Origin of the sequence: Staphylococcus sp. EG-SA-10 (assembly GCF_017151945.1) — a bacterium.
Lineage (GTDB): Bacteria > Bacillota > Bacilli > Staphylococcales > Staphylococcaceae > Staphylococcus > Staphylococcus aureus.
On sequence record NZ_JACVZJ010000007.1, the window covers coordinates 82,713 to 108,176 of the forward strand.

27 protein-coding genes are annotated in these 25,464 nt (G+C 32.4%); 1 reads left to right on the forward strand and 26 read right to left on the reverse strand.

The annotated features are described in order from the left end of the window. Positions 1–108: 108 nt before the first annotated feature. From IDG45_RS07640 to ccpN, 12 genes are all read right to left on the reverse strand, one after another. Positions 109–708 (reverse strand): superoxide dismutase, encoded by a 600-nt coding sequence (locus IDG45_RS07640; RefSeq protein WP_000863556.1) that lies wholly within the window; start codon positions 706–708, stop codon positions 109–111. Between the two features lie 275 nt (positions 709–983). Then, positions 984–1,394 (reverse strand): Fur family transcriptional regulator, encoded by a 411-nt coding sequence (locus IDG45_RS07645; RefSeq protein ID WP_001095260.1) that lies wholly within the window; start codon positions 1,392–1,394, stop codon positions 984–986. Next, a complete protein-coding gene (locus IDG45_RS07650; RefSeq protein ID WP_000564316.1) occupies positions 1,381–2,244 on the reverse strand; it encodes a metal ABC transporter permease in 864 nt (287 codons plus the stop codon). The genes IDG45_RS07645 and IDG45_RS07650 overlap by 14 nt, the downstream gene beginning before the upstream one ends. Positions 2,245–2,285: 41 nt before the next feature. Then, on the reverse strand, positions 2,286–3,071 hold the full coding sequence (locus IDG45_RS07655; RefSeq protein ID WP_001213908.1) for a metal ABC transporter ATP-binding protein: 786 nt from the start codon (positions 3,069–3,071) through the stop codon (positions 2,286–2,288). Between the two features lie 125 nt (positions 3,072–3,196). Continuing rightward, complete coding sequence (locus IDG45_RS07660) at positions 3,197–4,087, reverse strand: deoxyribonuclease IV (RefSeq protein ID WP_000924216.1); 891 nt, start codon at positions 4,085–4,087, stop codon at positions 3,197–3,199. Positions 4,088–4,096: 9 nt separating this feature from the next. After that, a complete protein-coding gene (locus IDG45_RS07665; protein WP_001062177.1) occupies positions 4,097–5,443 on the reverse strand; it encodes a DEAD/DEAH box helicase in 1,347 nt (448 codons plus the stop codon). Positions 5,444–5,556: 113 nt separating this feature from the next. Beyond that, positions 5,557–6,657 (reverse strand): Nif3-like dinuclear metal center hexameric protein, encoded by a 1,101-nt coding sequence (locus IDG45_RS07670; protein WP_000683926.1) that lies wholly within the window; start codon positions 6,655–6,657, stop codon positions 5,557–5,559. A 2-nt stretch (positions 6,658–6,659) separates the two neighbouring features. Then, on the reverse strand, positions 6,660–7,337 hold the full coding sequence (locus tag IDG45_RS07675; protein ID WP_000624574.1) for a TrmK family tRNA methyltransferase: 678 nt from the start codon (positions 7,335–7,337) through the stop codon (positions 6,660–6,662). 130 nt (positions 7,338–7,467) lie between these two features. Further along, a complete protein-coding gene (rpoD, locus tag IDG45_RS07680) occupies positions 7,468–8,574 on the reverse strand; it encodes an RNA polymerase sigma factor RpoD (protein ID WP_001283055.1) in 1,107 nt (368 codons plus the stop codon). Between the two features lie 223 nt (positions 8,575–8,797). Continuing rightward, complete coding sequence (gene dnaG / locus IDG45_RS07685; RefSeq protein ID WP_001217266.1) at positions 8,798–10,597, reverse strand: DNA primase; 1,800 nt, start codon at positions 10,595–10,597, stop codon at positions 8,798–8,800. A 60-nt stretch (positions 10,598–10,657) separates the two neighbouring features. Continuing rightward, positions 10,658–11,476, reverse strand: coding sequence for a pyruvate, water dikinase regulatory protein (locus tag IDG45_RS07690; RefSeq protein ID WP_000411298.1), 819 nt, complete (start codon positions 11,474–11,476; stop codon positions 10,658–10,660). Between the two features lie 10 nt (positions 11,477–11,486). Beyond that, positions 11,487–12,110 (reverse strand): transcriptional regulator CcpN, encoded by a 624-nt coding sequence (gene ccpN, locus IDG45_RS07695; protein WP_001794939.1) that lies wholly within the window; start codon positions 12,108–12,110, stop codon positions 11,487–11,489. 334 nt (positions 12,111–12,444) lie between these two features. On the opposite strand from ccpN, the gene IDG45_RS07700 reads away from it, so the two are divergent. After that, entirely contained in the window at positions 12,445–13,836 is a 1,392-nt protein-coding gene (locus IDG45_RS07700) for a glycine--tRNA ligase (protein ID WP_001030080.1), read from the forward strand. 150 nt (positions 13,837–13,986) lie between these two features. On the opposite strand, the gene recO is transcribed toward IDG45_RS07700, so the two are convergent. The 14 genes from recO to dnaJ all read right to left on the reverse strand — a co-directional run bounded on the left by recO (position 13,987) and on the right by dnaJ (position 25,447). Next, complete coding sequence (recO, locus tag IDG45_RS07705) at positions 13,987–14,733, reverse strand: DNA repair protein RecO (protein ID WP_014532636.1); 747 nt, start codon at positions 14,731–14,733, stop codon at positions 13,987–13,989. A 27-nt stretch (positions 14,734–14,760) separates the two neighbouring features. Continuing rightward, on the reverse strand, positions 14,761–15,660 hold the full coding sequence (era, locus tag IDG45_RS07710; protein ID WP_111063759.1) for a GTPase Era: 900 nt from the start codon (positions 15,658–15,660) through the stop codon (positions 14,761–14,763). Continuing rightward, positions 15,661–16,065, reverse strand: coding sequence for a cytidine deaminase (gene cdd, locus IDG45_RS07715; protein ID WP_000121871.1), 405 nt, complete (start codon positions 16,063–16,065; stop codon positions 15,661–15,663). It lies immediately after the preceding gene. 10 nt (positions 16,066–16,075) lie between these two features. Further along, positions 16,076–16,420 (reverse strand): diacylglycerol kinase family protein, encoded by a 345-nt coding sequence (locus IDG45_RS07720; protein WP_000819532.1) that lies wholly within the window; start codon positions 16,418–16,420, stop codon positions 16,076–16,078. Between the two features lie 2 nt (positions 16,421–16,422). Further along, the gene (ybeY, locus tag IDG45_RS07725; protein WP_000494130.1) at positions 16,423–16,890 is read right to left on the reverse strand and encodes an rRNA maturation RNase YbeY; all 468 of its coding nucleotides are present in this window, start codon (positions 16,888–16,890) and stop codon (positions 16,423–16,425) included. After that, entirely contained in the window at positions 16,891–17,838 is a 948-nt protein-coding gene (locus tag IDG45_RS07730; RefSeq protein ID WP_001117767.1) for a PhoH family protein, read from the reverse strand. 302 nt (positions 17,839–18,140) lie between these two features. Then, positions 18,141–18,839 (reverse strand): SPOR domain-containing protein, encoded by a 699-nt coding sequence (locus IDG45_RS07735; RefSeq protein WP_000110603.1) that lies wholly within the window; start codon positions 18,837–18,839, stop codon positions 18,141–18,143. Positions 18,840–18,855: 16 nt separating this feature from the next. Continuing rightward, complete coding sequence (gene floA / locus IDG45_RS07740) at positions 18,856–19,845, reverse strand: flotillin-like protein FloA (RefSeq protein WP_000492114.1); 990 nt, start codon at positions 19,843–19,845, stop codon at positions 18,856–18,858. A 17-nt stretch (positions 19,846–19,862) separates the two neighbouring features. Then, positions 19,863–20,546, reverse strand: a complete 684-nt coding sequence (locus tag IDG45_RS07745) for an NfeD family protein (RefSeq protein WP_001802667.1) — start codon at positions 20,544–20,546, stop codon at positions 19,863–19,865. 243 nt (positions 20,547–20,789) lie between these two features. Continuing rightward, complete coding sequence (gene rpsU, locus IDG45_RS07750; RefSeq protein WP_000048060.1) at positions 20,790–20,966, reverse strand: 30S ribosomal protein S21; 177 nt, start codon at positions 20,964–20,966, stop codon at positions 20,790–20,792. Positions 20,967–21,258: 292 nt separating this feature from the next. Beyond that, positions 21,259–22,605, reverse strand: coding sequence for a tRNA (N(6)-L-threonylcarbamoyladenosine(37)-C(2))-methylthiotransferase MtaB (gene mtaB, locus IDG45_RS07755; RefSeq protein ID WP_000108667.1), 1,347 nt, complete (start codon positions 22,603–22,605; stop codon positions 21,259–21,261). A 6-nt stretch (positions 22,606–22,611) separates the two neighbouring features. Beyond that, on the reverse strand, positions 22,612–23,364 hold the full coding sequence (locus tag IDG45_RS07760) for a 16S rRNA (uracil(1498)-N(3))-methyltransferase (RefSeq protein WP_001190120.1): 753 nt from the start codon (positions 23,362–23,364) through the stop codon (positions 22,612–22,614). A gap of 1 nt (position 23,365) precedes the next feature. After that, positions 23,366–24,304, reverse strand: a complete 939-nt coding sequence (gene prmA, locus IDG45_RS07765) for a 50S ribosomal protein L11 methyltransferase (protein WP_001104616.1) — start codon at positions 24,302–24,304, stop codon at positions 23,366–23,368. Between the two features lie 3 nt (positions 24,305–24,307). Next, positions 24,308–25,447 carry a molecular chaperone DnaJ gene (gene dnaJ / locus IDG45_RS07770; RefSeq protein WP_001119021.1) on the reverse strand — a complete coding sequence of 380 codons (1,140 nt, stop codon included), beginning with the start codon at positions 25,445–25,447 and terminating at the stop codon, positions 24,308–24,310. Positions 25,448–25,464: the final 17 nt, after the last annotated feature.

Genomic DNA, 25,464 nt, shown 5'->3' on the forward strand with positions numbered 1-25,464 from the left:
CTATTCAAAGTCTTTCACTTTAAATCATATATGAATTTAGAAATTATTTCTATCTTTTTGACAAAAAAATAACGGTCTCATTTAAGAGACCGAACAAGTAATCATACTTTATTTTGTTGCATTATATAATTCGTCAACTTTTTCCCAGTTAACTACATTCCAAAATGCGCCAATGTAGTCAGGGCGTTTGTTTTGATATTTTAGGTAATAAGCGTGTTCCCATACGTCTAAACCTAAAATAGGTGTTTTACCCTCAGTTAATGGATTATCTTGGTTTGGTGTAGTCACAATTTCTAACTGGCCATTGTTTACGACTAACCAAGCCCAACCTGAACCAAAGCGTGCAGCTGCTTTGTCAGCAAATTCTTTTTTAAATTCTTCTAAAGAACCCCATTGTTCTTTAATTTTTTCTACTACAGTACCTTTTTCTTCTGAGTTTGGTGAAAGTAACTCCCAGAATAATGAATGGTTTAAATGTCCACCGCCATTATTACGTACAGCAGTTTGGATGTTAGCTGGTACACTGTCTAAATTAGCAACAATTTCTTCAATAGATTTAGATTCTAAATCTGTACCTTCTACTGCAGCATTTAATTTCGTAACATAAGTGTTATGATGTCTGTCATGGTGAATTTCCATAGTTTCTTTGTCAAAATGTGGTTCTAATGCATCAAATGCGTATGGTAATTTTGGTAATTCAAAAGCCATAAATAATCATCCTCCTAAAATGTCTGTAAGTAAATAATAACAAGCAGTGACTGGTTCAACAAAGAATTTGCTTAAATTCTACTACTTATTATTTTCTCTACTCATTTAATATAACTCAAATCAAAAATAATTAAACATTTTGTAAATAAAAAGTTAACAGATTTGCCATAAAATCATACGAACGGAGTATGAAATGAACCTTTATCTTCTATAATTTAAAAAATGAGATTTATGCATACATCTGACCAAATGTGCATAAATCTCATTTCTTTATATTAATCTTGGCAAGACTCACATACACCATAAACTTCAAGTTTGTGTTTGTGAATATTAACACCAGGTAGTGATAATTTTATCTGATCTATTGGACAATAATCTATTACCTTTGTATCTCCACACTTTTCACAGATAAAATGATGATGATGATGGTTTGTACAAGCGATTCTAAACTTCATTTCACCATCAAGTTCTGTATTTTCAATAATCCCTAAATCTTTAAATAAGTGCAGGTTTCTATATATTGTGTCGAATGAAATTCCAGGATAATTTTCATCCATAACTTGTTGTATATACTTTGCGTTTATATACTTATCTTCTTCGACAAAAATATCTAACATATCTTTACGTTTATCTGTATATTTTAATCCGTTCTCTTTTAAAATTTTAATAGCATCATTTGTATTCATTGATATTAGCTCCCTTTTTAAACTTCATTCGCATTTTCTGATAAGCCATTGTAATCATAAGTAAAATAACTAGTAGAACTACAATTACACCACCCGGAGAAATGTCCATATAGAAAGCTAGGACTAAGCCTAATATTACTGATAATTCACCTAAAAATACACTTAGTAATATCAATTGCTTAAAACTTTTTGTTATTCGCATACTTATTGCAATTGGTAACGTGATTAACGCACTTACTAACAGGATCCCTACAACACGCATTGAGGCAGAAATAACCATCGCTACAATAACAATAAATAAAAATTGAATCCATTTAGGAATGCCAATGACTTTACTATATTCCTCATCAAATGACAATATAAATAATTCTTTATAAAACAATGTAATAAACAGAACAACTATGATGGCAATGACAATAATCGTTGTTAAATCACTTATATTCACTGCGCTTATTGAGCCAAATAGCAATCCAACAATTTCTTGATTGAACCCATCAGCTAATGAAATGAAGATTGCACTCAAGGCGATACCAGCACTCATTATAATTGGAATAGCAATTTCTTGGTAAGCAGTGTATGACGTTCTTAATTTTTCAATTAGAAGCGCACCTACTATTGCGAATAAGATTCCAAACCACATTGGATTAATAAATACTAGTGTTGGCATAATAGTAAGTAAAAACATACCGAAGGATATACCACCTAAAGTTACATGACTTAGAGCATCAGCTATAAGTGATAGTCGTCTAACAACGATAAAAGCACCGATTAGAGGCGCAATAAAACCTATCAAGATACCACTAATTAAAGAGTACCTCATAAAATCAAAATTCAATAATGCATCTATCAATTGTGACACGCCTTTCCATTTTAAATAAACTCAAATCTTTATTAATTACAACATTCTCGATTATGCTGATGATCGACAAAACGTACAGGATGTCCATAAATTTTTGAAATTTCAACTTCATCAAGTGATTTAAACTCATCAGTTGTACCATGGAAATGCAAATGCTTATTTAAACATGCTACTTCAGTAGCAGTATCTGCTACAACACCAATATCATGAGTAACTAAGATAATAGTGATACCTTCTTGTTTTAATTGATCTAAAGTATTATAAAATTCACTTACATGTTTTGCATCAATACCATTCGTTGGTTCATCAAGTACTAATACTGCAGGTTCTGAAATCAATGCTCTAGCAATCATTACACGTTGTTGTTGACCACCTGATAATTCTGCTATATTTTTATGAATTAAATCACTTATATTCAGTCTTTCTAGTACTTTAATCACTTTTTCATTATCTTTGCTATTAAATGTTTGGAAAAGACGTTTTGTCTTTGTTAATCCGCTTAAAACAACTTCTTTAACACTTGCTGGGAAACCTGAATTAAAGGCATTTGCTTTTTGTGATACATAGCTTAATTTAATTGATGTTTTCTTATTTTTAAAATCAATACCTTCAACAAAAATCTCACCACTTTGTAAAGGTAATAATCCTAGAATCAACTTCAATAATGTTGATTTACCAGCACCATTTGGTCCAACAATTGCTAAAAATTCACCTTTATTTATTTTAATGTTTATATTTTCTAACACTTTTTTATGATCATAGTAGTAATTGACATTTTTCAATTCAAAGACTGGTGTCATCGTATTCTCACCTCGCATTCAACTATACAACTCCTAGTAACATATGTAAACAGTAATGTTTACGACTCAAAATTAGACAAAATAAAGAGATATGCCCTCTTCAAGTTTTATTTATCGCATTTCTTGAAGAGAGCATTATCATTTTATTGTTGCATAACCTTATTTTTTAAATCTGGGTCGAATTGCTGTTGTTTTAACATTTCAATTTCAAGTTTATATGGCGGTTTTTTATTTTTCTTATCTTCACCAACATAAGGTGTTTCTAAGATTTTCGGAATATCTTTAAAACTATTATGATGCACAATGTAATTTAATGCATCAAAACCAATGTAACCGAAGCCAATATTTTCATGTCGGTCTTTTTGAGCGCCACGGTCATTTTTAGAATCATTGACATGAACAACTTTAATTCTGTCGACTCCAATGATTTTATCAAATTCATTTAATACGCCATCAAAATCCTCTTTCACATTATATCCAGCATCATGCGTATGACATGTATCAAAACATACTGATAAACGTTCGTTATTATGAACTCCATCAATAATACGTGCTAACTCTTCAAACGAGCGACCAATCTCTGTACCTTTACCTGCCATCGTTTCAAGCGCAATACGTACATTATTGTCATTCGTTAAAACTTCATTTAATCCTTCAATAATCTTATTAATTCCGGCATCAACACCTGCTCCAACATGCGCACCTGGATGTAATACAATATCTTTAGCGCCTATAGCTTGCGTTCTTTCAATTTCTTGTTGCAAGAAATCTACACCAAGATTAAACGTTTCTGGTTTGGTTGTATTTGCAATATTAATGATGTATGGTGCATGAACAACAATATTAGATAAGCCATATTTTTCCATCACTTCATGACCTTTAGTTATATTTAAATCTTCAATACTTTTACGGCGCGTGTTTTGAGGTGCACCAGTATAAATCATAAATGTTGTTTCACCATATTCATGCGCTTCTATAGCAGAACCTTCTAACATCTTTTTACCACTCATTGAAACATGTGATCCTAATAACATAAAACACACCTAACCTTTTTTGTTTTGCTTACGTTTTTGTCTATTTTGCTGCTTACTAAATTGTTTACGCTCTTGACGTTTCATTTTTTCAACTTCTTGTTTAAATTTCTTCTTATAACCTGGTTTAACTTTGTTTTTAATTTTACTTCGAACTTTGTTCTTCACTTGATTAGTTAAATGGTCATCTTTGCGCATTCTTGCTTGACGCTGATTGTGCGCTTTAACTTCTTTTAACTCACCATCTTTAATATCAACAGTATTGAAAACAAAACCGCGATCTTCTATTAATGAAATATTGTGTTCTTCATCAGGACTATAAAGCGTAATTGCTACACCTTTATAATTCCCACGGCCAGTTCGGCCGACTCTATGTGTAAAGAAGTCAATATCATTTGGCACATCAAAATTGATGACATGACTAACACCTTCAATATCAATACCACGAGATGCTAAATCGCTGGCTATAACGTATTGGAATTCTAAATTACGTATACGTTTCATTTGTTGTTTACGTTCACGTGGCGTTAAACCACCATGAATCATACCAACTTTAATACCAGCTTCATTTAGTGAACGTGCTAAATCATTTGCATTATCTCTACTATTACAGAAAATAATACATAAGTATGGATTTAGTATATCAATTAAATTTAAAGTCTTTTCAACTTTAGCTGCACCTTTAGTAGGTATTAAAAAGAATTCGATGTTCTTTTTATTTTGTTTTTTACTGTCGACAGCTACATATTCTGGATGACTTAAATATTTATTTAAAAATGGTTGTAACTGTTGTGGAATTGTAGCACTAAACACCGCAATATTTGCATTATCTTCCAATCTTGCAGCAATGTAATCTACATCTTCAATTAATCCTAAGTCAATCATAAGATCCGCTTCATCAATAACTAAATATGATGCTAAGTGCACATGTAAATGTCCCGTTTTAGCTAAGTCATTAATTCTAGTAGGGGTACCTATAATCAATTGTGGTTGTGCATTACAACGTTGTCTATCTTTCTCTATATCTGTACCACCAATAAAAACTTTAACTGAAACACCAGCTTTAAATTGGCTTAAATGGTTCGCTGCATCGTATAGTTGTTGTGCAAGTTCTCTTGTTGGTGCAACTACGATTGCTTGTGGTTCTTTTATTTCACTATCAATTAACTGCATTAATGGTAATAAAAATGCATGAGATTTCCCTGTACCCGTTTGAGATTGACCAATTAAATTTGTTCTCTTTAGTATTCTTGGAATAATTCGATTCTGAATTTCAGTTGGTTTTTCAAAATTAAGGTCTTTCACAGCGTCAATTAAACTAGATTCTAGATTAAATTGTTCGAATGGATGTTTTGCCATGATTTGGCCTCCTTATATGTTCATCTTTACTATTATAAAGTATAAATGTGCTATTTTAAATAAAAATATTAAAACCTCGAAATTTCAAAATTTAGAAATCCCGAGATTTTAGTTTAAATATATTGAAATGGATCTGTATTAATTGTAGATGCTTCAACATCTATATTTATTTTTTCTGTATTGAACCAATTCATTAGTAACGTTTTTAAACCTTCTTTCATCACATATTCGCTGTAATGATTAATATCAATTAAGTTCACACCATGAATTTTAGCATCTAAGGCATCATGATGTTTAATATCACCTGTAACAAAGACATCTGCGCCTTGTTGAACAGCTTGATATTCATATCCAATACCTGAACCACCAATAATTGCAATACGTTTAATTTTCTGATTAGACTCACCAACAAAACGGACACTTGGGATATTTAATTTAGATTTAATATCAGCTGCGAAATCTTCCAATGTCATTTGATTATCCACTTCTGCCATAACGCCAAGTCCATAAAGGGATGTTTGTTTTATCTCAATAAAATCAAATACCGGTGTTTCATATGGATGGTATTGTTTAATTAATTGCTCAGCCCTTGGCTTTTGACATGCATCTATCATAAATTCAATTTTAACTTCATCTACATATTCAATTTTATCAATTTGTCCTATTGTTGGATTAGCTTCACCAACTGGTTTGAATTGCCCTCTTCCTTCACTTTCAAAGAAACAATATTCATAATTACCTTCTTGTGCTAATCCATTTTCACTAAGCTTATCTTTAAATGGTCCAACATTATCCTTAGGTATATATGTTTGAACTTTATAGTATACATCTTGTTGATTATTTATTATTGAAATGTTCTTCAATCCCATCGCCTTCGCCAACATCATATTGACACCATGAGGATTTACATCTAAATTTGTATGCATCGCTATTAAATTAATGTCATGTTGAATTAGTTTTCTAATAATTAAACCATAACCATTAGCTTTTAATGATGTTACACCTTTAAAGATTAGAGGATGATGACTAATAATAGTATTATAACCTTTTTCGATTGCTTCATTTACTACTTCCAACGTACAGTCTAATGCTGTTAAAACACCAGTAACTTCAACATCTTCATCACCTATTAACAATCCTACATTATCCCAAGATTCAGCAGTACTAAATGGCACATGATGATCTAACAATGTCATTAAATCAGCTATTTTCATTACTATAACACCCTTTCAATTACAGCAATTTCGTCATTAATTTGAGCTAAACGTTGATGATGTTGTTCAGTATTGAGTTTCGATTTAATATGATAAAGTGCTTCTAACTCTCTTTGCCATTTTTTTATAAAATATTCATTTTTGTTGTTCAGCAATTTTGGTCCGAATTTCAATTCATCAGATGATAGCTCTATTAATTGCATAGAATATTCTGCTACAACAATTTCATAAATATGGCCTTTTTCTTCCATTATTATTTCATCAATTATTTCATAATTCAATTGTTGTAATGTTTGTCTTAAATTTTCAGTTTGGATATTACTTTGTAAAATCAACCTTGGATGTTGACTTAACTTATCTTGCCCATCTTTTAAAATTTTAGCAATAAGTGGTCCGCCCATACCACAAATTGTGATATTATCGATTACGTCCTCAGGATGAATAACACTTAAGCCATCCCCTAAACGTACATCAATTCTTTCTACTAATTGATTTGCAGCTACATTTTTCACAGCAGCTTGAAAAGGGCCTTGAATAACTTCTCCTGCAATACCGTAATCGCATAAATGGTTTTGAATTGCATAGATTGGCAAATAAGCATGATCTGAGCCAATATCCGCGATTGTACCTTGTTTTAAAAATCGACTTACCGTCGTTAATCGGTTATTTAACGAAATCATTTTATTCTCCTTTATGAAAAAAGAGGTTGAACATTATTCAATGTACCAACCTCACTCAAGTTAAATCTTAATCTAAAAATAAATAAGCGCTTATTCATGTCTTGGTATCAATCATTAAAATTGATATAAATTAATCCATAAAGTCTTTCAAACGTTTACTACGACTTGGATGTCTTAATTTTCTAAGTGCTTTTGCTTCGATTTGTCGAATACGTTCACGTGTAACACCGAAAACTTTACCAACTTCTTCAAGTGTTCTTGTTCTGCCGTCATCAAGACCAAATCTTAATCGTAATACATTTTCTTCTCTATCAGTTAATGTATCAAGCACATCTTCTAATTGCTCTTTTAATAATTCATAAGCAGCATGATCTGAAGGACTTTGTGCTTCCTGATCCTCAATAAAGTCTCCTAAATGACTATCATCTTCTTCACCAATTGGTGTTTCTAATGAAACAGGTTCTTGCGCAATTTTTAAAATTTCACGAACTTTTTCTGCTGGTAAATCCATTTCTTCACCAATTTCTTCTGGTGCTGGATCTCGACCTAAGTCCTGTAATAATTGACGTTGAACACGAATTAATTTATTAATTGTTTCTACCATATGCACAGGGATACGAATCGTACGTGCTTGGTCAGCAATTGCACGAGTGATTGCTTGTCTAATCCACCATGTTGCATATGTTGAAAACTTAAATCCTTTGTTAAAGTCAAATTTTTCAACAGCTTTAATAAGACCCATATTACCTTCTTGGATTAAATCAAGGAATAACATACCACGACCTACGTATCTTTTAGCAATACTTACAACTAAACGTAAGTTCGCTTCTGCAAGTCTTGATTTTGCTACTTCATCACCTTGTTCAATACGTTTGGCTAATTCGATTTCTTCTTGTGCACTTAATAAGTTAACACGCCCAATTTCTTTAAGGTACATACGAACTGGGTCATTTATTTTAACACCTGGAGGGGCACTAAGATCACTTGGATTCAGTTTCTCGTCAGTATCTGAACTATCTTTTTCATTAACTAGTGAAATATCATTATCATTTAATTGATCAAAGAAATCATCCATTTGATCAGAGTCGATATCGAAATTCTGAAGTTTTTCAGCAATTTCTTCATGACTTAAATGACCCTCTTTTTTACCTTTTTCAATTAATTGCTTCTTAACATCTTCTAATGTTAATGTCGGATCAATTGTTTGTTTTTTAATTTTAACTGTGTTATCAGACATGAAACGGCCTCCCGATTTTAAATATGAACATTCGAAATTTATTCAATATTGCTATTTTAAACTAAATTCTTAATTAATTCATCCATATTTTTAATTTTATTTTACAAATAGGAACTAATCCCAATATTTATTTTTCAATAGTGTTGTTTAAATGCGGTAACTTTCATTTACCCTTATACATTTTGACATAATCATTATTCGTATTATTCTTTAAAATCACATGCTACATACGTTCCTTATTTTTAGCAACAATTTGCTGTAAATAGTATTTCTGTAATTCTACATCGCCAATCCTTGTTGCTTCCCTTAATTTATGATTCAATGACTCAATTGTTTCTTGTCCGTTTTCATTAATAACATTGACATAATCATCAATTTCATTTTCATATGGTTCATCATTCAAACTATATTGTTCTAAGCTAATTAGTGTTTCTCTCAACTCATTTGAATTAACATACTGCACAGCATCACTGATATTATATTGATCATTTTCCGCATAAAAATCATGTAAGACTTCGAATACATATTTAAAATGCTGATTTGTGAAGTTATCCTTATCAACACTTTCATAATAATTTAAAAATGTATCTTTATCTCTCATTAAATGTTTTAAAAATGCTCGCTCCGCTTTTTCTTGACGGCTCAAATTGTCAAATTGTGCCATACCAATTGGCTCAGGTTCAATGTAACCGCCATACTCATCTTCTGGATAATAATTGGCTGGTGCTTGATTGAATTGTATTTCGTTAGCTAACTGCTCAGGACTAACATTGAAAAATGGCGCAACATCATTTATAGCCTTTTGTTGTAGAATTGATGACTTCATAAGTGAAATGTCATGACTCAGTTCTTTCAAATAACGTTCATATGAAAGGTCATTATGTGCAATTTCATCTTTTAATATACTCACTTTATAATGTGCAAATGACTTTTTATCATTTTTTACAAAAGTAGTAAATGCGTCGTTGCCATACTTACCAATGTATTCATCAGGATCCATGCCAGATGGCAATTGTATAACAAATACATTTAGCCCTTGCTGTAACAAATGTTGACCTGTTTTAAGTGTTGCTTCACTACCCGCAAAATCCCCATCAAACATTAATGTTATATTTGATGTTAACTTTCGTATAAAGGTAATATGTTCATCTGACAACTGTGTACCCATTGTTGCAACAACATTTTTCAAGCCAGCAGTATCAGATTTTATAACATCCATAAAACCTTCTAGTAATACAATTTCATCTAATTTTCTAATTGATTTACGTGCTTTATCTAAGTTATATAACAACTTTCTTTTTTGAAAGATAGGTGTTTCAGGACTATTTAGGTATTTTGGTTCTTGACTGGTATATGTTCGACCTGAATATCCAACAATTCTTCCTTGCGCATTTTTCAAAGGAAACATAATACGATTTCGAAATCTATCGTAATAACTGAAGTTTTCTTCGTTACGTGATAATAATCCGGCTTCATATGCTAATTCAATATCGTAACCCTTTTTTTGAAGAAAATCATGACAAAAATGTGAGCTATCGGGTGCAAAGCCAATGCCTCGCTCTTTAATAAGCGCATCTGTAAAACCACGTTCTTGTAAGTATGTTAATGCTTGTTCGCCTTCGACTGTCTTTGTTAAAGCGTAATAATAAAATTCTTGTATTAACTCATGCATTTCAATCATTTGTAAATCATCAGAAGCAATTTGAACATTTGAGTTAGATTGTGTTGTCTCAATATCTACAGCAACATTAACTCTATCACCTAATTCTTTAACCGCTTCAACAAATGATATGTCTTTAATTTCTTGAGTAAATTGAAAAACATTGCCACCTTTTTTACAACCAAAACAATGACAGATTTGTTTATCTTCAGAAACTGTAAATGAAGGTGTCTTTTCATCATGAAAAGGACACAAACCTATATAATTGCGTCCTCTCTTTTCTAATTTTACATATTCACTTACCAAGTCTAAAATGTCGGTTTTATCTTTTATTTCATTAATGATCGATTGATCTATTCGCAAATTAAATCACCTATTAAGCATTAGTTATACTATTATACCTAATTTTTGACAAAAATGAAATCATTTCGATTTATTTTGTTCAATATAATGGATTATATCGTTCGCTGTTTCTTCGATTGCTTTTTGAGAAACATCAATGACAGGACATCCAATTTCACTTACGATTTCTTCAAAGTAATTCAATTCTTCTTGAATCCGTGCTTCTGTTGCATATCGAGCTGTGTCACCTAGTCCTAATTGTTTTAGTCGCTCTTTTCTAATGCGATTTAATTTTTCTTCACTTATTTTAAGTGCGATACATTTCTTTGGATCAATATCATATAAGCCATCTGGCGGTGTCACTTCTGGTACAATCGGTACATTCATAACTTTGTAACTTTTATGCGCTAAATACTGGGATAATGGTGTCTTTGAAGTTCTCGAAATACCAAGTAAAACAATATCAGCTTTAGGTAATCCTTTAGGATCTTTACCATCATCATATTTAACTGCAAACTCTATCGCATCAATTTTCTTGAAATATGCATCATCTAATCTATGGACGATACCTGGCTCATTATAAGGTTTTTCTTCAACCGATGCTGATAATAAATCCATTAATGGCCCCATAATATCGACGGACTTCAATTGGAATTCTGCTACTTTCTCACTCATATATTGCTTCATTTCAGGTTTAATAAGTGTATAAACAATGATAGCATTTGTATCTTTTGCAACTTGAATCACTTCATCAACATCTTCAAAAGATTCAATATATGGATATCTTAATAATTCATTTTTACATTGCTTAGGATTAAATTGTGAAATACCTGCCCTTGCAACTAACTCTGCCGTTTCACCTATAGAATCTGAGGCTACGATAATTTTAATTTTTTCCATTACTTCTCACCTATTCTTTATATAATGCTACTAATAACTTAGCTATTGTTGTTTTGGAAATTCTTCCAATTACTTCATACTTTTGATTATCTTTTTTTCTTACAATTGGAATCGAATCAATTTCTTTTTCAATCATTCTATCTGCTGCGTATATGACTAATTCGCTTTCCTCTAAATAAGTGACATTAGGCATACGTGTCATATTTACACTGATAGGTACTGTATGAATATCTGCTCCAATCATTGAAGCTCTTAATAAATCTTTTCTTGAACACACACCAACAAAATCGTTATCTTCATTAATAATAAATAATGTACTTACATCTTCTAAAAAAATTGTACAAATAGCGTCATAAACTGTTGTATTCTCTCTTAGCACAACAGGTTGAGACATATAGTCCTTAACCTCAAATTGTCGAAGTTTTTCATTAAAAAATTTACCTTTTGATTTACCTGAATAATAATATCCAACTCGGGGACGCGCTTCTAAAAAACCTGACATTGTTAATATCGCTAAATCTGGTCTAAGCGTTGCTCTTGTTAAATTCAACTTATCTGCTATTTGTTCACCAGTAATGGGTCCTTGAGTTTTAACAATTTCGATGATTCGTTCTTGTCTTTGACTGAGTTCTATAGGTCTTCACCCCTTTTTTATTCACTTATTATTATACCGATATTTCTTTCATGTCACAAACACATTAATTTTACTTGCCTTTAAATAATCTATCAATTAGAATAAACGTACAGCGAGTTAAGGATAGTGTAAGCTTAACAATAAGATTGGCGCAACGAATCATTTTAAAATAAAAGCGAGTGACTACACTAATTTGGGTGGAACCGCGGGTTAAATACGTAACTTATTTTGTATTATATACAATTTAAAATATTAACTCGTCCCATGGAAGTAAAGCATATTTACTATGCTGTTATTTTCCATGGGGCGTTTTCATGTATGAGGAGAGGTAATTATGGCAAAAGATATGGATACAATTGTTTCATTAGCAAAACACAGAGGTTTTGTGTTCCCTGGTAGTGATATTTACGGTGGTTTATCAAACACATGGGATTATGGTCCTTTAGGTGTTGAATTAAAGAATAATGTTAAAAAAGCTTGGTGGCAAAAATTCATTACACAATCACCGTTTAACGTTGGTATCGATGCTGCAATCTTAATGAATCCAAAAGTATGGGAAGCTTCAGGACACTTAAACAACTTCAACGACCCAATGATTGATAATAAAGATAGTAAAATTCGATATCGCGCTGATAAATTAATTGAAGATTATATGCAAGATGTTAAAGGTGATGAAAACTTCATTGCCGATGGTTTAAGTTTTGAACAAATGAAAAAAATTATTGACGATGAAGGTATTGTTTGTCCTGTAAGTAAAACTGCTAACTGGACTGAAATTCGCCAATTCAATTTAATGTTTAAAACATTCCAAGGTGTAACTGAAGATTCTACAAATGAAATTTTCTTACGTCCTGAAACAGCTCAAGGTATTTTTGTAAACTATAAAAACGTGCAACGTTCAATGCGTAAAAAATTACCATTTGGTATTGGTCAAATTGGTAAATCATTCCGTAATGAAATCACACCAGGTAACTTCATTTTCAGAACAAGAGAATTTGAACAAATGGAACTTGAATTCTTCTGTAAACCTGGTGAAGAAATCGAATGGCAAAATTATTGGAAAACTTTTGCAAGTGACTGGTTAACAAGCTTAAATATGAGCAGTGAAAATATGCGTTTACGTGATCATGATGAAGATGAATTATCTCATTACTCAAATGCAACAACTGATATTGAATATAAATTCCCATTTGGTTGGGGTGAGTTATGGGGTATCGCAAGTCGTACAGACTTCGACTTACGTAAACATGCTGAACACTCTGGTGAAGATTTCAGATACCATGATCCAGAAACGAACGAAAAATATATTCCATATTGTATCGAGCCATCACTTGGTGCAGATCGTGTAACATTAGCTTTCTTATGTGATGCATATGATGAAGAAGGCGTTGAAGGTAGTAAAGATGCACGTACAGTTTTACACTTCCATCCTGCATTAGCACCATATAAAGCAGCGATTTTACCTTTAAGTAAGAAATTATCTGGCGAAGCGATTAAGATTTTTGAGCAATTAAGTTCTAAATTCTCAATCGATTTCGATGAATCACAATCTATCGGTAAGAGATACCGTCGTCAAGATGAAATCGGTACACCTTATTGTGTAACATTCGACTTTGATTCATTAGAAGATAATCAAGTTACAGTACGTGACAGAGATTCAATGGAACAAGTTCGTATGCCAATCTCAGAGTTAGAAGCTTTCTTAACTGAAAAAACAAAATTCTAATTAAAAAGACTCTCCACCATATGTGGTGGCTATATAATTTATAAAAAGAGATACTGGTTAGTAAAATTGCCAGTATCTCTTTTCTATTCGAAAAAGGTATTCAAATAAACCCATCTATGTGGCTACTTGAATATCTTTTATTATTTTATGTTATTGTTCCAATCTTTTTAATTGGTTGATTAGTTTCTGACTTTTAAAAAACATACCTGCATATTCACGATATAACATTAAAATGATTTCTGACATTTCATCAATAATTTCTTGATGGATATTCAATGAATTCATTTTATCTATTGGTAATTTTTGTAATACATCTAATAAATATAGTGTTTTATTCGATAATATAACTGCATGTACATCTTTAGAAGCCTCTTGCCTTGAAATCGCACCGTCAAACTTAAAACTATAACCTATTAAATCAGCTTGTGTGTCATTACCACTCACAGCACAGCGATTAAATGATGCGGTAAAACCAAATCGTTTCATACACTTTAACATAACAACGACTGACATTAACTGTGCAGATGTACCTGATTCTATTTTTTCAAGAACAAATTGTAATAATTGATAGTTATATGGTGCAATGTCACCTTCATCCATTGAGCGCTCAATAGTTTCAGCTGCCAGAGATGCATAACTGCTTACGTAAAGGTCCATTTGTAATTTATAATGTTGACTAATAACATCTACAGAATTTAACGTTCCCATACCTCGCCACTGATTGTAAATAAACAAACCATAAACAAACAATTGCGTTTGCGCTTGTAAACCCGTCTTAACTTTTTTAGCACGCCTTGCCATAAGTGGTACTTTTGCACCATGCTCATTTAAAATCGTGATAATTTTATCAGATTCACCATAATCAACTGCTTTGATGATAATCCCTTTTTGGCGCATTAACAATTATCTTCACCACTTTTAAGATTAATCTTGGTCTTCAACATAACCAATTTGGCGAATAAAGTTAACTTTGTTTCGCCAGTCTCTTTGAACTTTGACCCATAATTCTAAGTAAACTTTAGAGCCTAGAAGCATTTCTATATCACGTCTCGCACGTTTTCCTACTTCTTTTAACTTTTTACCGCCTTTTCCAATGACAATTCCTTTTTGCGAATCTCTTTCAACATATATAGTTGCTTCGATATGAACACGATCTTCGCTTTCTTTAACCATACGGTCCACATTAACACCAATCGCATGAGGGATTTCTTCACTTGTAAGATGAAGGATTTTTTCACGAATGATTTCACCCACTACAAATTGTTCAGGATGGTCTGAAATTTGATTATCTGGATAATATTTAGGTCCTTCGGGTAAATACGTCTTTAATACATCGATAAAATGATCTACATTTAGCCCTTCTAATGCTGAAATAGGTACAATCTCTGTAAAGTCCATATAACTTTGATATTCTTCAATCTTTGGCATTAATTCATCTGGATGCACTAAATCTATTTTATTTAATACTAAAAATACTGGTGTCTTAACATTTTTCAACATTTCTATAATATATTCATCGCCTCGTCCAATTTCCTCATTGGCATTAACCATAAACATGATTGCATCTATCTCAGATAATGTATTTTTAGCGACTTTCATCATATAGTCACCTAATTTGTGTTTAGGTTTATGAATACCTGGCGTATCAATGAATATAATTTGCGCATCATCTCTTGTCATTACACCTTGAATTTTATTTCTAGTTGTTTGAGCTTTATCGGACATGATTGCTATTTTATGGCCAATCACTCTATTAACAAATGTTGACTTCCCTACATTTGGTCTACCTATAATTGAAACAAATCCTGATTTATGTTCTGTCATTTATTCTAAATCCTTTCCTGAAAATCCAAATGGTAGTAACTCTGCGACTGTCATCATAACCATATCTCCTTTATGATTTGTCATATACACAGGCATATCATCATCACATAATTCCTTCAAAACTTGACGACATGCACCACAAGGTGATGACGGTTTATCTGCATCTACGGTTACAGTTATTGATTCAAAATCACCTGGTCTGTATCCTTGAGAAATTGCCGATACCAAACTAGCTCGTTCAGCACATATCGATAATGGATAAGAAGCATTTTCTACATTGGTACCATAAAAAGTTCTACCGTCTTTCGTTTTTAAATAAGCCCCTACTTTAAAATGACTGTATGGCGAATATGATTCTTGTTGTGCTTTTCTAACTTCTTGAAAATAATGAGGTTGATAACTCATATATGCCTCCCTAAAATAACGCTATAAAATGTGGTAAAAATACTATTAAACCTATGATAAATGCTAATATTGAAACTATAAGTACACTAAAAGCCGCTATATCTTTAGCGTATTTAGCTAAATCATGATATTCAACGGTCACTAAATCTACAACATATTCAATAGCAGTGTTTAAAGCTTCAACAGTGAGAACTAATGCAATAGCAATGAGTATAAATATCCACTCAATCCGATTAATATTTAGTACGAGACCAAAGACAATAGCAACAATCATTGCAAACACATGTAAAAGAAATTTATAGTCTTTTTGAATTAAGATTTTCAGCCCATCAAGTGCATATTTAAACCTTTTCATAATTAGTCTCGTGTTAATCCATATGCGTTTAATATTGTATCTTGTCGACCAAACATTTCCTTTTCATCCGCTTCAGTCATATGATCATAACCTAATAGATGCAAAAATCCATGTAATGCTAAAAATCCTAATTCTCGTTCAAAAGAATGTCCATAATTGTTTGCTTGTTCTTGCGCTACATCCGTACAGATAATTATATCCCCTAAAACACGTGGTATATCAAGACCACTAAAATCAATATCTGGCTCATCTTCTTCTAAAGCAAATGAGATTACATCTGTAACTTTATCTTTATCTCTATATGTTCGATTAATTTCTTGTATTTCTTGTTTATCTACAAATGTAACAGAAAGCTCAGCATCGTCTTCTATATGCTCTTCTTTTTTAGCAAATTCTAATAAATCTTCAATTTGTTTATACCAAGCATCTTTAACTAAGCCTGTGTGATCGCTAAAATCTATCGTAAACATTTAATTCTCTCCTTCATAATGTTCAATGATCTTACTTACCAATGGATGTCTTACTACATCGCTCTGATCTAATTTCAATATACTTATACCTTTAACGTTGTGTAACCTACTGACCGCTTCCTTAAGTCCACTTTTAACACCTTTAGGTAAATCGATTTGAGTTTGGTCACCAGTAACTACCATTTTTGAGCCAAATCCTAGTCTTGTTAAAAACATTTTCATTTGCGCATGTGTCGTATTCTGCGCCTCATCAAGAATTACAAATGCATCTTCTAATGTTCGTCCGCGCATATATGCAAGTGGCGCTATTTCGATAATGCCTCTTTCAATAAATCGCTCTGTTTGTTCACGCCCAAGAACAGTATATAGACCATCATATAAAGGTCTTAAATATGGATCCACCTTTTCTTTCAAATCTCCTGGTAAAAATCCAAGTGACTCTCCTGCTTCAACAGCAGGTCTTGTTAATACAATACGTTTAACAGCACCTTTACGGAGTTGCTTTGCTGCATAAACTACAGCTAAGAATGTCTTACCTGTACCAGCAGGACCTATACCAAATACTAAATCATTATTTTTCATGGCATTAACATATATACGTTGCCCCATCGTTTTCGCACGAATCGTCTTACCAAATGCATCTTTAGTTATCTCTTCATCATATAAATCTAACAGATGTTGAATTGTGTTATTATGTGCCATTTTAATAGCTGCTTCAACATCTTTAATTGTAATATTATTACCTAAATCAATAACCTTCAGCAAATTGATTAATACTGATTCCGCTTTTTCTACGTTTTCTATTTTTGTACCTTTAACGGCAACTTCTTGTCCTCTTGCATGGATGACAACATCGAAACTCTCTTCAATTGCTTTTAAATGTTCATCATTATTTCCAATTAAAGCTTGAGATTGGTTCATATCGTCTATTTGTATAATTCCAGGCATACACGCGCTCCTTTTCATATATCATTTATATTCATTCTATGATGCTTTAATATCTACTTAATTATATCATGCAATTGATTGATTTAAACATCTTTGCATTGACTTACTCATTTTTCTTTAATTTAAAATAATCATTTATACTTTTCACATTGTCATAAAAGCAGTTTCAATTTTAGACTAATCAATTTTTTGCTGTAATTTAAATAACTAATATTTTTCGAAAGATTCTCTTTGTTTTTCAATTTTTCTTAACATAAAAAAACAAGCAACTACCATTACGATAGTGCTTGTTTTCAAAAATTTTATAATTGTTTTGGTTTAGCTAAAATTTCTGACCATATCATACCATTGATTACTTCATCTTTATCAAATTGGAACGCTGATTTAGTCAAATCTTTTTCGACATTTTGAGAATTAAGCAACTGCTTTAATTTCAAACGTTTTGTACGTTCAGATAAGTATTTATCCTCAATAATATCTCTAGCACGTTTTTCCATTTTAGCAATTTGCTTTTCTTTTTCTCTATCAATGTCAGTACGAATCGTTTTAATATCATCTCTAAGTGATTTTTCTAATTGACGTCTAATTTCGTCAGAATTATCTTGTCTAGAAGGTCTATGTTTCTGTTCCACCGGTTCTGCTTTAGGCACTGTAATTGGTTTCTCTGTCATCGGTTTTGTTTCTTGTTGTTTTTTAGGTGCCATAGGTTCTACAACAGGCTTCGATTTAGGCTCTTCCTTTGGAAGTTCATCGAATAAAGGTGGTAACGTATCATCATATTTTCGTTTCGATGATTTCTTTTCTTCTTCATTTAATTCTTCACTTATTTCTTTAAACGTTCGCTCAATTTCTTCAAAAAAGCCACCTTTTTTTGGTTCATTATCGGTAGATGTTTTTTGAGGTGGCTTTTGATTTTGTCTATCTTTATGACTATTTTCGCGCATAGTAGTAATGATAGAAATGATCACTGATATGACAAAAATTAGAATACCGACACTCATTTAATCACCTCTCGACTTAATGTTCAGGTGACTCATCATCACTTTGATCAGTTCGTTTATTAATTGCATTTCTCATGCCTGTATCAGCTTCGATATTTTTCAAATTATAATAATCTTTGACACTGATATTACCTGAACGTAATGCTTCAGCCATAGCTAATGGTACTTCAGATTCGGCTTCAACTACTTTAGCATGCATTTCTTGTACACGTGCTTTCATTTCTTGCTCAGTTGCTACAGCCATAGCTCTACGTTCTTCAGCTTTTGCTTGTGCAATATTTTTGTCTGCTAATGCTTGTTCAGTTTGTAAGTCTGCACCAATATTTTTACTAATATCAACGTCAGCAATATCAATTGATAAAATTTCAAATGCAGTACCTGAATCTAAACCTTTGCTTAATACTGTTTTAGAAATATTATCTGGGTTTTCAAGTACTTCTGTATGATGCTTACTAGAACCAATTGTTGAAACGATACCTTCACCAACACGTGCGATGATTGTTTCTTCACCAGCACCACCAACAAGTCGAGCAATATTAGCTCTAACTGTGATACGAGCTTTGGCTTTCACTTCAATACCGTTCATTGCTACACCTGCGATAAATGGTGTTTCAATGACTTTAGGATTAACAGACATTTGAACCGCTTCTAATACGTCACGTCCTGCAAGGTCAATTGCAGCAGCACGTTCGAAAGGAAGATCAATGTCAGCACGTTGTGCAGCAATATTAGCGTCAACAACTCTGTCAACATTTCCTCCTGCTAGATAATGCGATTCTAATTGGTTTGTTGTTAATGCTAGTCCTGCTTTATGCGCTTTAATTAATGGCGCTATAACTTTTCTTGGAGATACACGACGTAAACGCATACCAACCAATGTACCTATACCAACATGAACGCCAGCTGCTAACGCTGAAATCCATAAACCAATCGGTACAAATGAGAATAAAATAAGTAATGCAACTACTATAATAACTGCTATTACGATAAAACTTAAACTAAACATGGTATCGCTCCTTTTAATTAATCTACTTCCCTCACAACTACTCTTGTTCCTTCAACCTCAAGGATTTTTACCGTTTTATTGCGTAAAATAAAGTTGCCATCTGAAACAGCATCAATACGTTCATTTTCACAAAAAATAATCCCTGCAGGTCGAAGATCTGTAACTGTTTGAGCAGTCTTTCCTACGAGGTGCGAGCGGTTATCATGAGAATTGTAACCTGACTCAGAATTAGTTGAATCTTTTAAGATAACTTTATCCAAAAACGGAATCTTTCTGTTGAAAATCTTCACTAATATCACCCATTCTACAATCGTTAAAATCAAGGCAACGATAACATTCGCAAGCATAAATAGCAAATTATCACCGAGCGTTGTTATGCTTATAGTTATCAGTATCATGCCAATAATACCAATTACTGCACCAACTACAAATAATTCAATTACAACTAATATAACGCCAATTGAGAATATTAAGATAGAATGCATATTGACATTTCCTTGGATTAGAAATCCCAAAAATAAAATAAGTAATGATAATGTGGCGATAATACCAGCTGCATTGATTTTTTTAGAGTAAAGTTGATATACAAATCCTAAGAATGTCAAACAGGTTAATATTAACGTAAAAATAGGTTGAACAATTATATTACTAACTTGTTCAACCCAAGTATCTCCAGCCGTTGATTCCAAGATAGTCGTCATTTGTAAAAAATTATTATAACTCACAATTTCACCTCGCCCTCACATTAATTATACATGAAATTGAATATACTTTATAGTTATAAGAACCTATAGAATATCAATTTGATTATTTATAAACTATATAACTTTTTTTAATTAAAAATTGACAACAAAAAAACATCACATATTAGTGCCAGACACTAACTTGTGATGTTTATTTTATATAATTAATATTCGTGTTGAGGGAGTCAACAGAGGTATTAATTATTTGAATTTACGCTTACGTGCAGCTTCTGATTTCTTTTTACGTTTTACGCTTGGTTTTTCGTAAAATTCACGTTTACGTACTTCTTGGATTGTTCCACTTTTAGAAACTGAACGTTTAAATCTACGTAACGCATCTTCAAGTGATTCATTTTTACGTACTACTGTTTTAGACATCTGTATTTCCCTCCCTCCAAATATCAACGGAACTTTATAGTCAATTGCACAGTAAAACTATGCATTTATAAGTATAATATATCTGTAATTTATGGTCAATTAGTAAATTGTTTTTTATTTGAAACATATTTCACATCAAAATCACAAAGACTTTTAGATTTTGTTCTAAAAATCTCTTAATAATTTATTTAATGAGAAGAGTTGCTTATATAGTAAATTGTGAAGCCGTTAAAACAACGTTACAAAACCTATATCTTTAGTACGGAACCTTATGGTATGAATCAAGGAATACTTATACTAAAACTTCTCTATCAGATTTATTTGTTGCAAAATCAACAACTTTAATTGCTTGCCCTTCATTTAATGGATAATTTGCTTGCGTAATTTTAACTTTTACAATTTGACCTATGAGTGATTCGTCACCTTCAAATTGTACTTTCATATAATTATCTGCATATCCAACTAATGTACCTTCTGTGTCACCCTGTTCCTCAGGAATTACTTCAAGCACATCTTGATCAAATTTAGACGCATATAACTTTCCAAGTTGATTGCTTAGCGTAATTAACTTATGCACGCGTTCATTTTTAATTTCTTCATCAATTTGGTCATCCATTCTTGCAGCTGGCGTGCCAATTCTAGGAGAATAAGGGAAAACATGCAGTTCAGAGAACTTATGCTTTACGATAAAATCATATGTTTCTTGGAACTCAGCTTCAGTTTCACCTGGGAAACCAACAATTACATCACTCGTAACTGCCAAGTCTGGTAAAGCTTTATGCAATTTTGTTAATCGTTCTGAAAATCTATCCATTGTATACTTACGTCTCATACGTTTTAATACTGTATCTGAACCAGATTGTAATGGAATATGCAAATGACGCACAACTTTTGTTGAACGTTCTAAAACGTCAATTACTTCATCTGTAAGTTGACTTGCTTCAATTGAAGAAATTCGAATTCGTTCTAATCCATTAATCGTTTCAAGATCACGTAATAATTGGGCCAAGTTATAATCTTTTAAATCTTGACCATATCCACCTGTATGAATTCCCGTCAATACAATTTCCTTATATCCTGAATTCACTAGTTGCGTCGCTTGTTCAACTACTTTTTCCGGATCTCTTGAACGCATTAAGCCACGAGCCCATGGAATAATACAGAATGTGCAAAAGTTGTTACAACCTTCTTGAATTTTTAATGACGCACGTGTTCTATCTGTAAAATAAGGGACATCTAATTCTTCATATTTACGATTTTTCATGATATTTCCAACACCATTAATTGGTTGGCGTTCTTTACGGAATTCATCAATGTAGCCTAATAGTTTGTGTCTATCTTGTGTACCAACTACTACATCGACACCAGGAATTTCCATAATTTCAGCTGATGAAGTTTGCGCATAACAACCTGTTACACAGATTACAGCATCAGGATTTTGTCTTATTGCACGTCTAATTATTTGACGACTTTTTTTATCACCTGTATTCGTTACTGTACAAGTATTAATAACAAATACATCAGCATTCGCTTCAAAGTCAACGCGCTCATAGTTTGCTTCTTTAAATAATTGCCAGATTGCTTCAGTTTCATAATGGTTTACCTTACAACCTAATGTGTGAAACGCAACAGTTGACATAAATATTCACCCCATTAATTCTTTTTCATAACTTATTGCACTTAACGCATACAATGGCGCAGTTTCTGCCCGTAAAATTCTCGGTCCAAGACCAACAACTGTACTAGTATTACTAAATAATGAAATTTCATTTTCTGACAAACCACCCTCAGGACCAAAAATCATCAACACTTTATCCTGAGCCTTGAATTGTTGTAAAGTTTGCTTGAAATTGCTTAACTCACCATCTTTTGCTTCCTCTTCATATGCAATAAGAATATAGTCATAATTATCAATAGTATCACAAATTAATTTTAAATTCGACTCGAATTGAATAGATGGAATCACTAAACGATAGCTTTGTTCGGCAGCTTCTTTAATTATTTTTTGCCAACGCTCTATCTTTTTGACAACTTTTGCCTCGTTTAATTTAACAATTGAACGTTCCATGCTAACAGCTATAAATGATGAAGCACCCAATTCAGTAGCTTTTTGCAGCAACCACTCATATTTGTCAGCTTTAATTAGCCCACTGCAAATCGTAACATCAACTGGCAATTCTGTATTAATATTTTGTTTTTCTTTTAAATCAACTGCAATTTTATCACTTGTTATATCAGCAATTTCACATAAATAAACTGTTTGATCATTAAAAGTTAAAATAATTTTACTACCAACATCATATCTCATTACATTTGTTATATGATGAATATCTTCTTTTTTTGTAATAAAAAAACGCTGACTTACATCAGCGTTTTGGTCTATGAAATAACGTTGCACATTATTCACTCACTTTCTGGCCAACAAGACAAACCCAACCGTTGTCATGTTGTTCTGAAATAATTTTAAAACCTACACGCTCCATATGTGACTGTATACCTTCATACTTCTCTTTTATAATACCAGAAGTAATAAAATAACCGCCTTCATTTAGAGTATTATAAGCATCTTCAATCATTTCATCAATAATATGCGCTAAAATATTTGCTATTACAATATCAAATTTTTCTGTTTCGTCTTTCAATAAGTTACCTGGAACAGCTTCAATTAACGTTTCACAATGATTTCTTCTGAAGTTTTCTTTAGCTACACTCACTGCCATTTCATCAATATCCAACGCTTTAATACGTTTTACACCGATTAGATGACTTGCAATACTTAATATACCTGAGCCAGTACCAACATCAATTACTGAATGCTGTGGCAATACATATGTTTCTATTGCCTTCAAACACATACTTGTAGTCGGATGATCGCCTGTTCCAAAAGCCATACCTGGGTCGAGCTCAATGCAAAGCTCTTCATCCGCTTCTTTAGCATATGTTTCCCAACTAGGGACTATTGTGAACTTCTTCGACGCTCGGAATGGATGGAAATAGTTTTTCCATTCATTTTCCCAATCCGTTTCTGCAATGATTTGCTCACTGAATTGAACGTTTTGTTGATCAAGTTCATCTAAATTTAATAACTCATCTTTAATTCGCTGTCGCAACTTATCATCATAAGTCATCTCATTAAAATAGGCTTTCAATCTTACTCCCTTATCTGGATAATCCTCTTTTTTCAAAGCGTAAATTTCACCGTATTTATCTTCTGGTTGATTAATTAAATCATCTGAATCTTCTATCACGACACCATTTGATCCATGATTTTCAAGTATATTGGTAGCCAATTCTACTGCTTCATGATTAATAATAATTGAAAGCTCTGTCCAGTTCATACTTTATTCTCCCTTAAAGAATCTTTTTGCTCTATCTTTAAAATTCGAAGGTTGTTCATTAATTTCTTCACCATTTAATTGGGCAAATTCTTTCATTAGTTCTTTTTGTCTATCTGTTAATTTAGTAGGTGTTACTACTTTAATATCAACATATAAATCTCCGTATCCATAGCCATGAACATTTTTTATACCCTTTTCTTTTAAGCGGAATTGCTTACCTGTTTGTGTACCAGCAGGGATTGTTAACATAACTTCATTATTTAATGTTGGTATTTTTATTTCATCGCCTAAAGCTGCTTGTGGGAAGCTAACATTTAATTTGTAATAAATATCATCACCATCACGTTTAAATGTTTCAGATGGTTTAACTCTAAATACTACGTATAAATCGCCAGCAGGTCCTCCATTCACGCCTGGAGAGCCTTCACCAGCTAATCTAATTTGTTGTTCATTGTCAACACCTTCAGGTACTTTCACTTCTAATTTAACTGTTTTATTTTCAGTACCTTTACCGTGACATGTTGGACAAGCTTCTTCAAATTCTTGACCACTTCCATTACATTTAGGACAAACTTGTTCAGTACGAACTCTACCTAAAATTGTATTTTGTTCTACAGCTACATGACCAGCGCCATTACAGTAACTACAAGTCTTTTTACTTGTTCCAGGCTTTGCACCATCACCATGACATGTTTCGCATGTTACATCTTTACGGATTGAAATTTCTTTTGTTGTACCAAATACCGCTTCTTCAAATGTCAATGTCATTGTATACTGAAGATCATCACCTTTTTGCGGTGCATTTGGATCTCTTTGTCTGCCGCCACCGAAGAAAGAGCTAAAGATATCTTCAAAACCGCCGCCACCGAAGCCACTAAAACCGCCAAAGTCAGAGCCATTGAATCCTTGTCCACCAAAACCTTGTGGCCCATCATGTCCAAATTGATCATAGCTTGCGCGTTTATTATCATCACTTAAAACTTCATAGGCTTCAGAAATTTCTTTAAACTTTTCATCTGCACCTTCTTCTTTGTTAATATCTGGATGATATTTTTTCGAAAGCTTTCGATACGCTTTTTTGATTTCATCTTTTGAAGCATCTTTACTAATGCCTAAAACTTCATAATAGTCTCTTTTGGCCACAGCTATCTCTCCTTTTC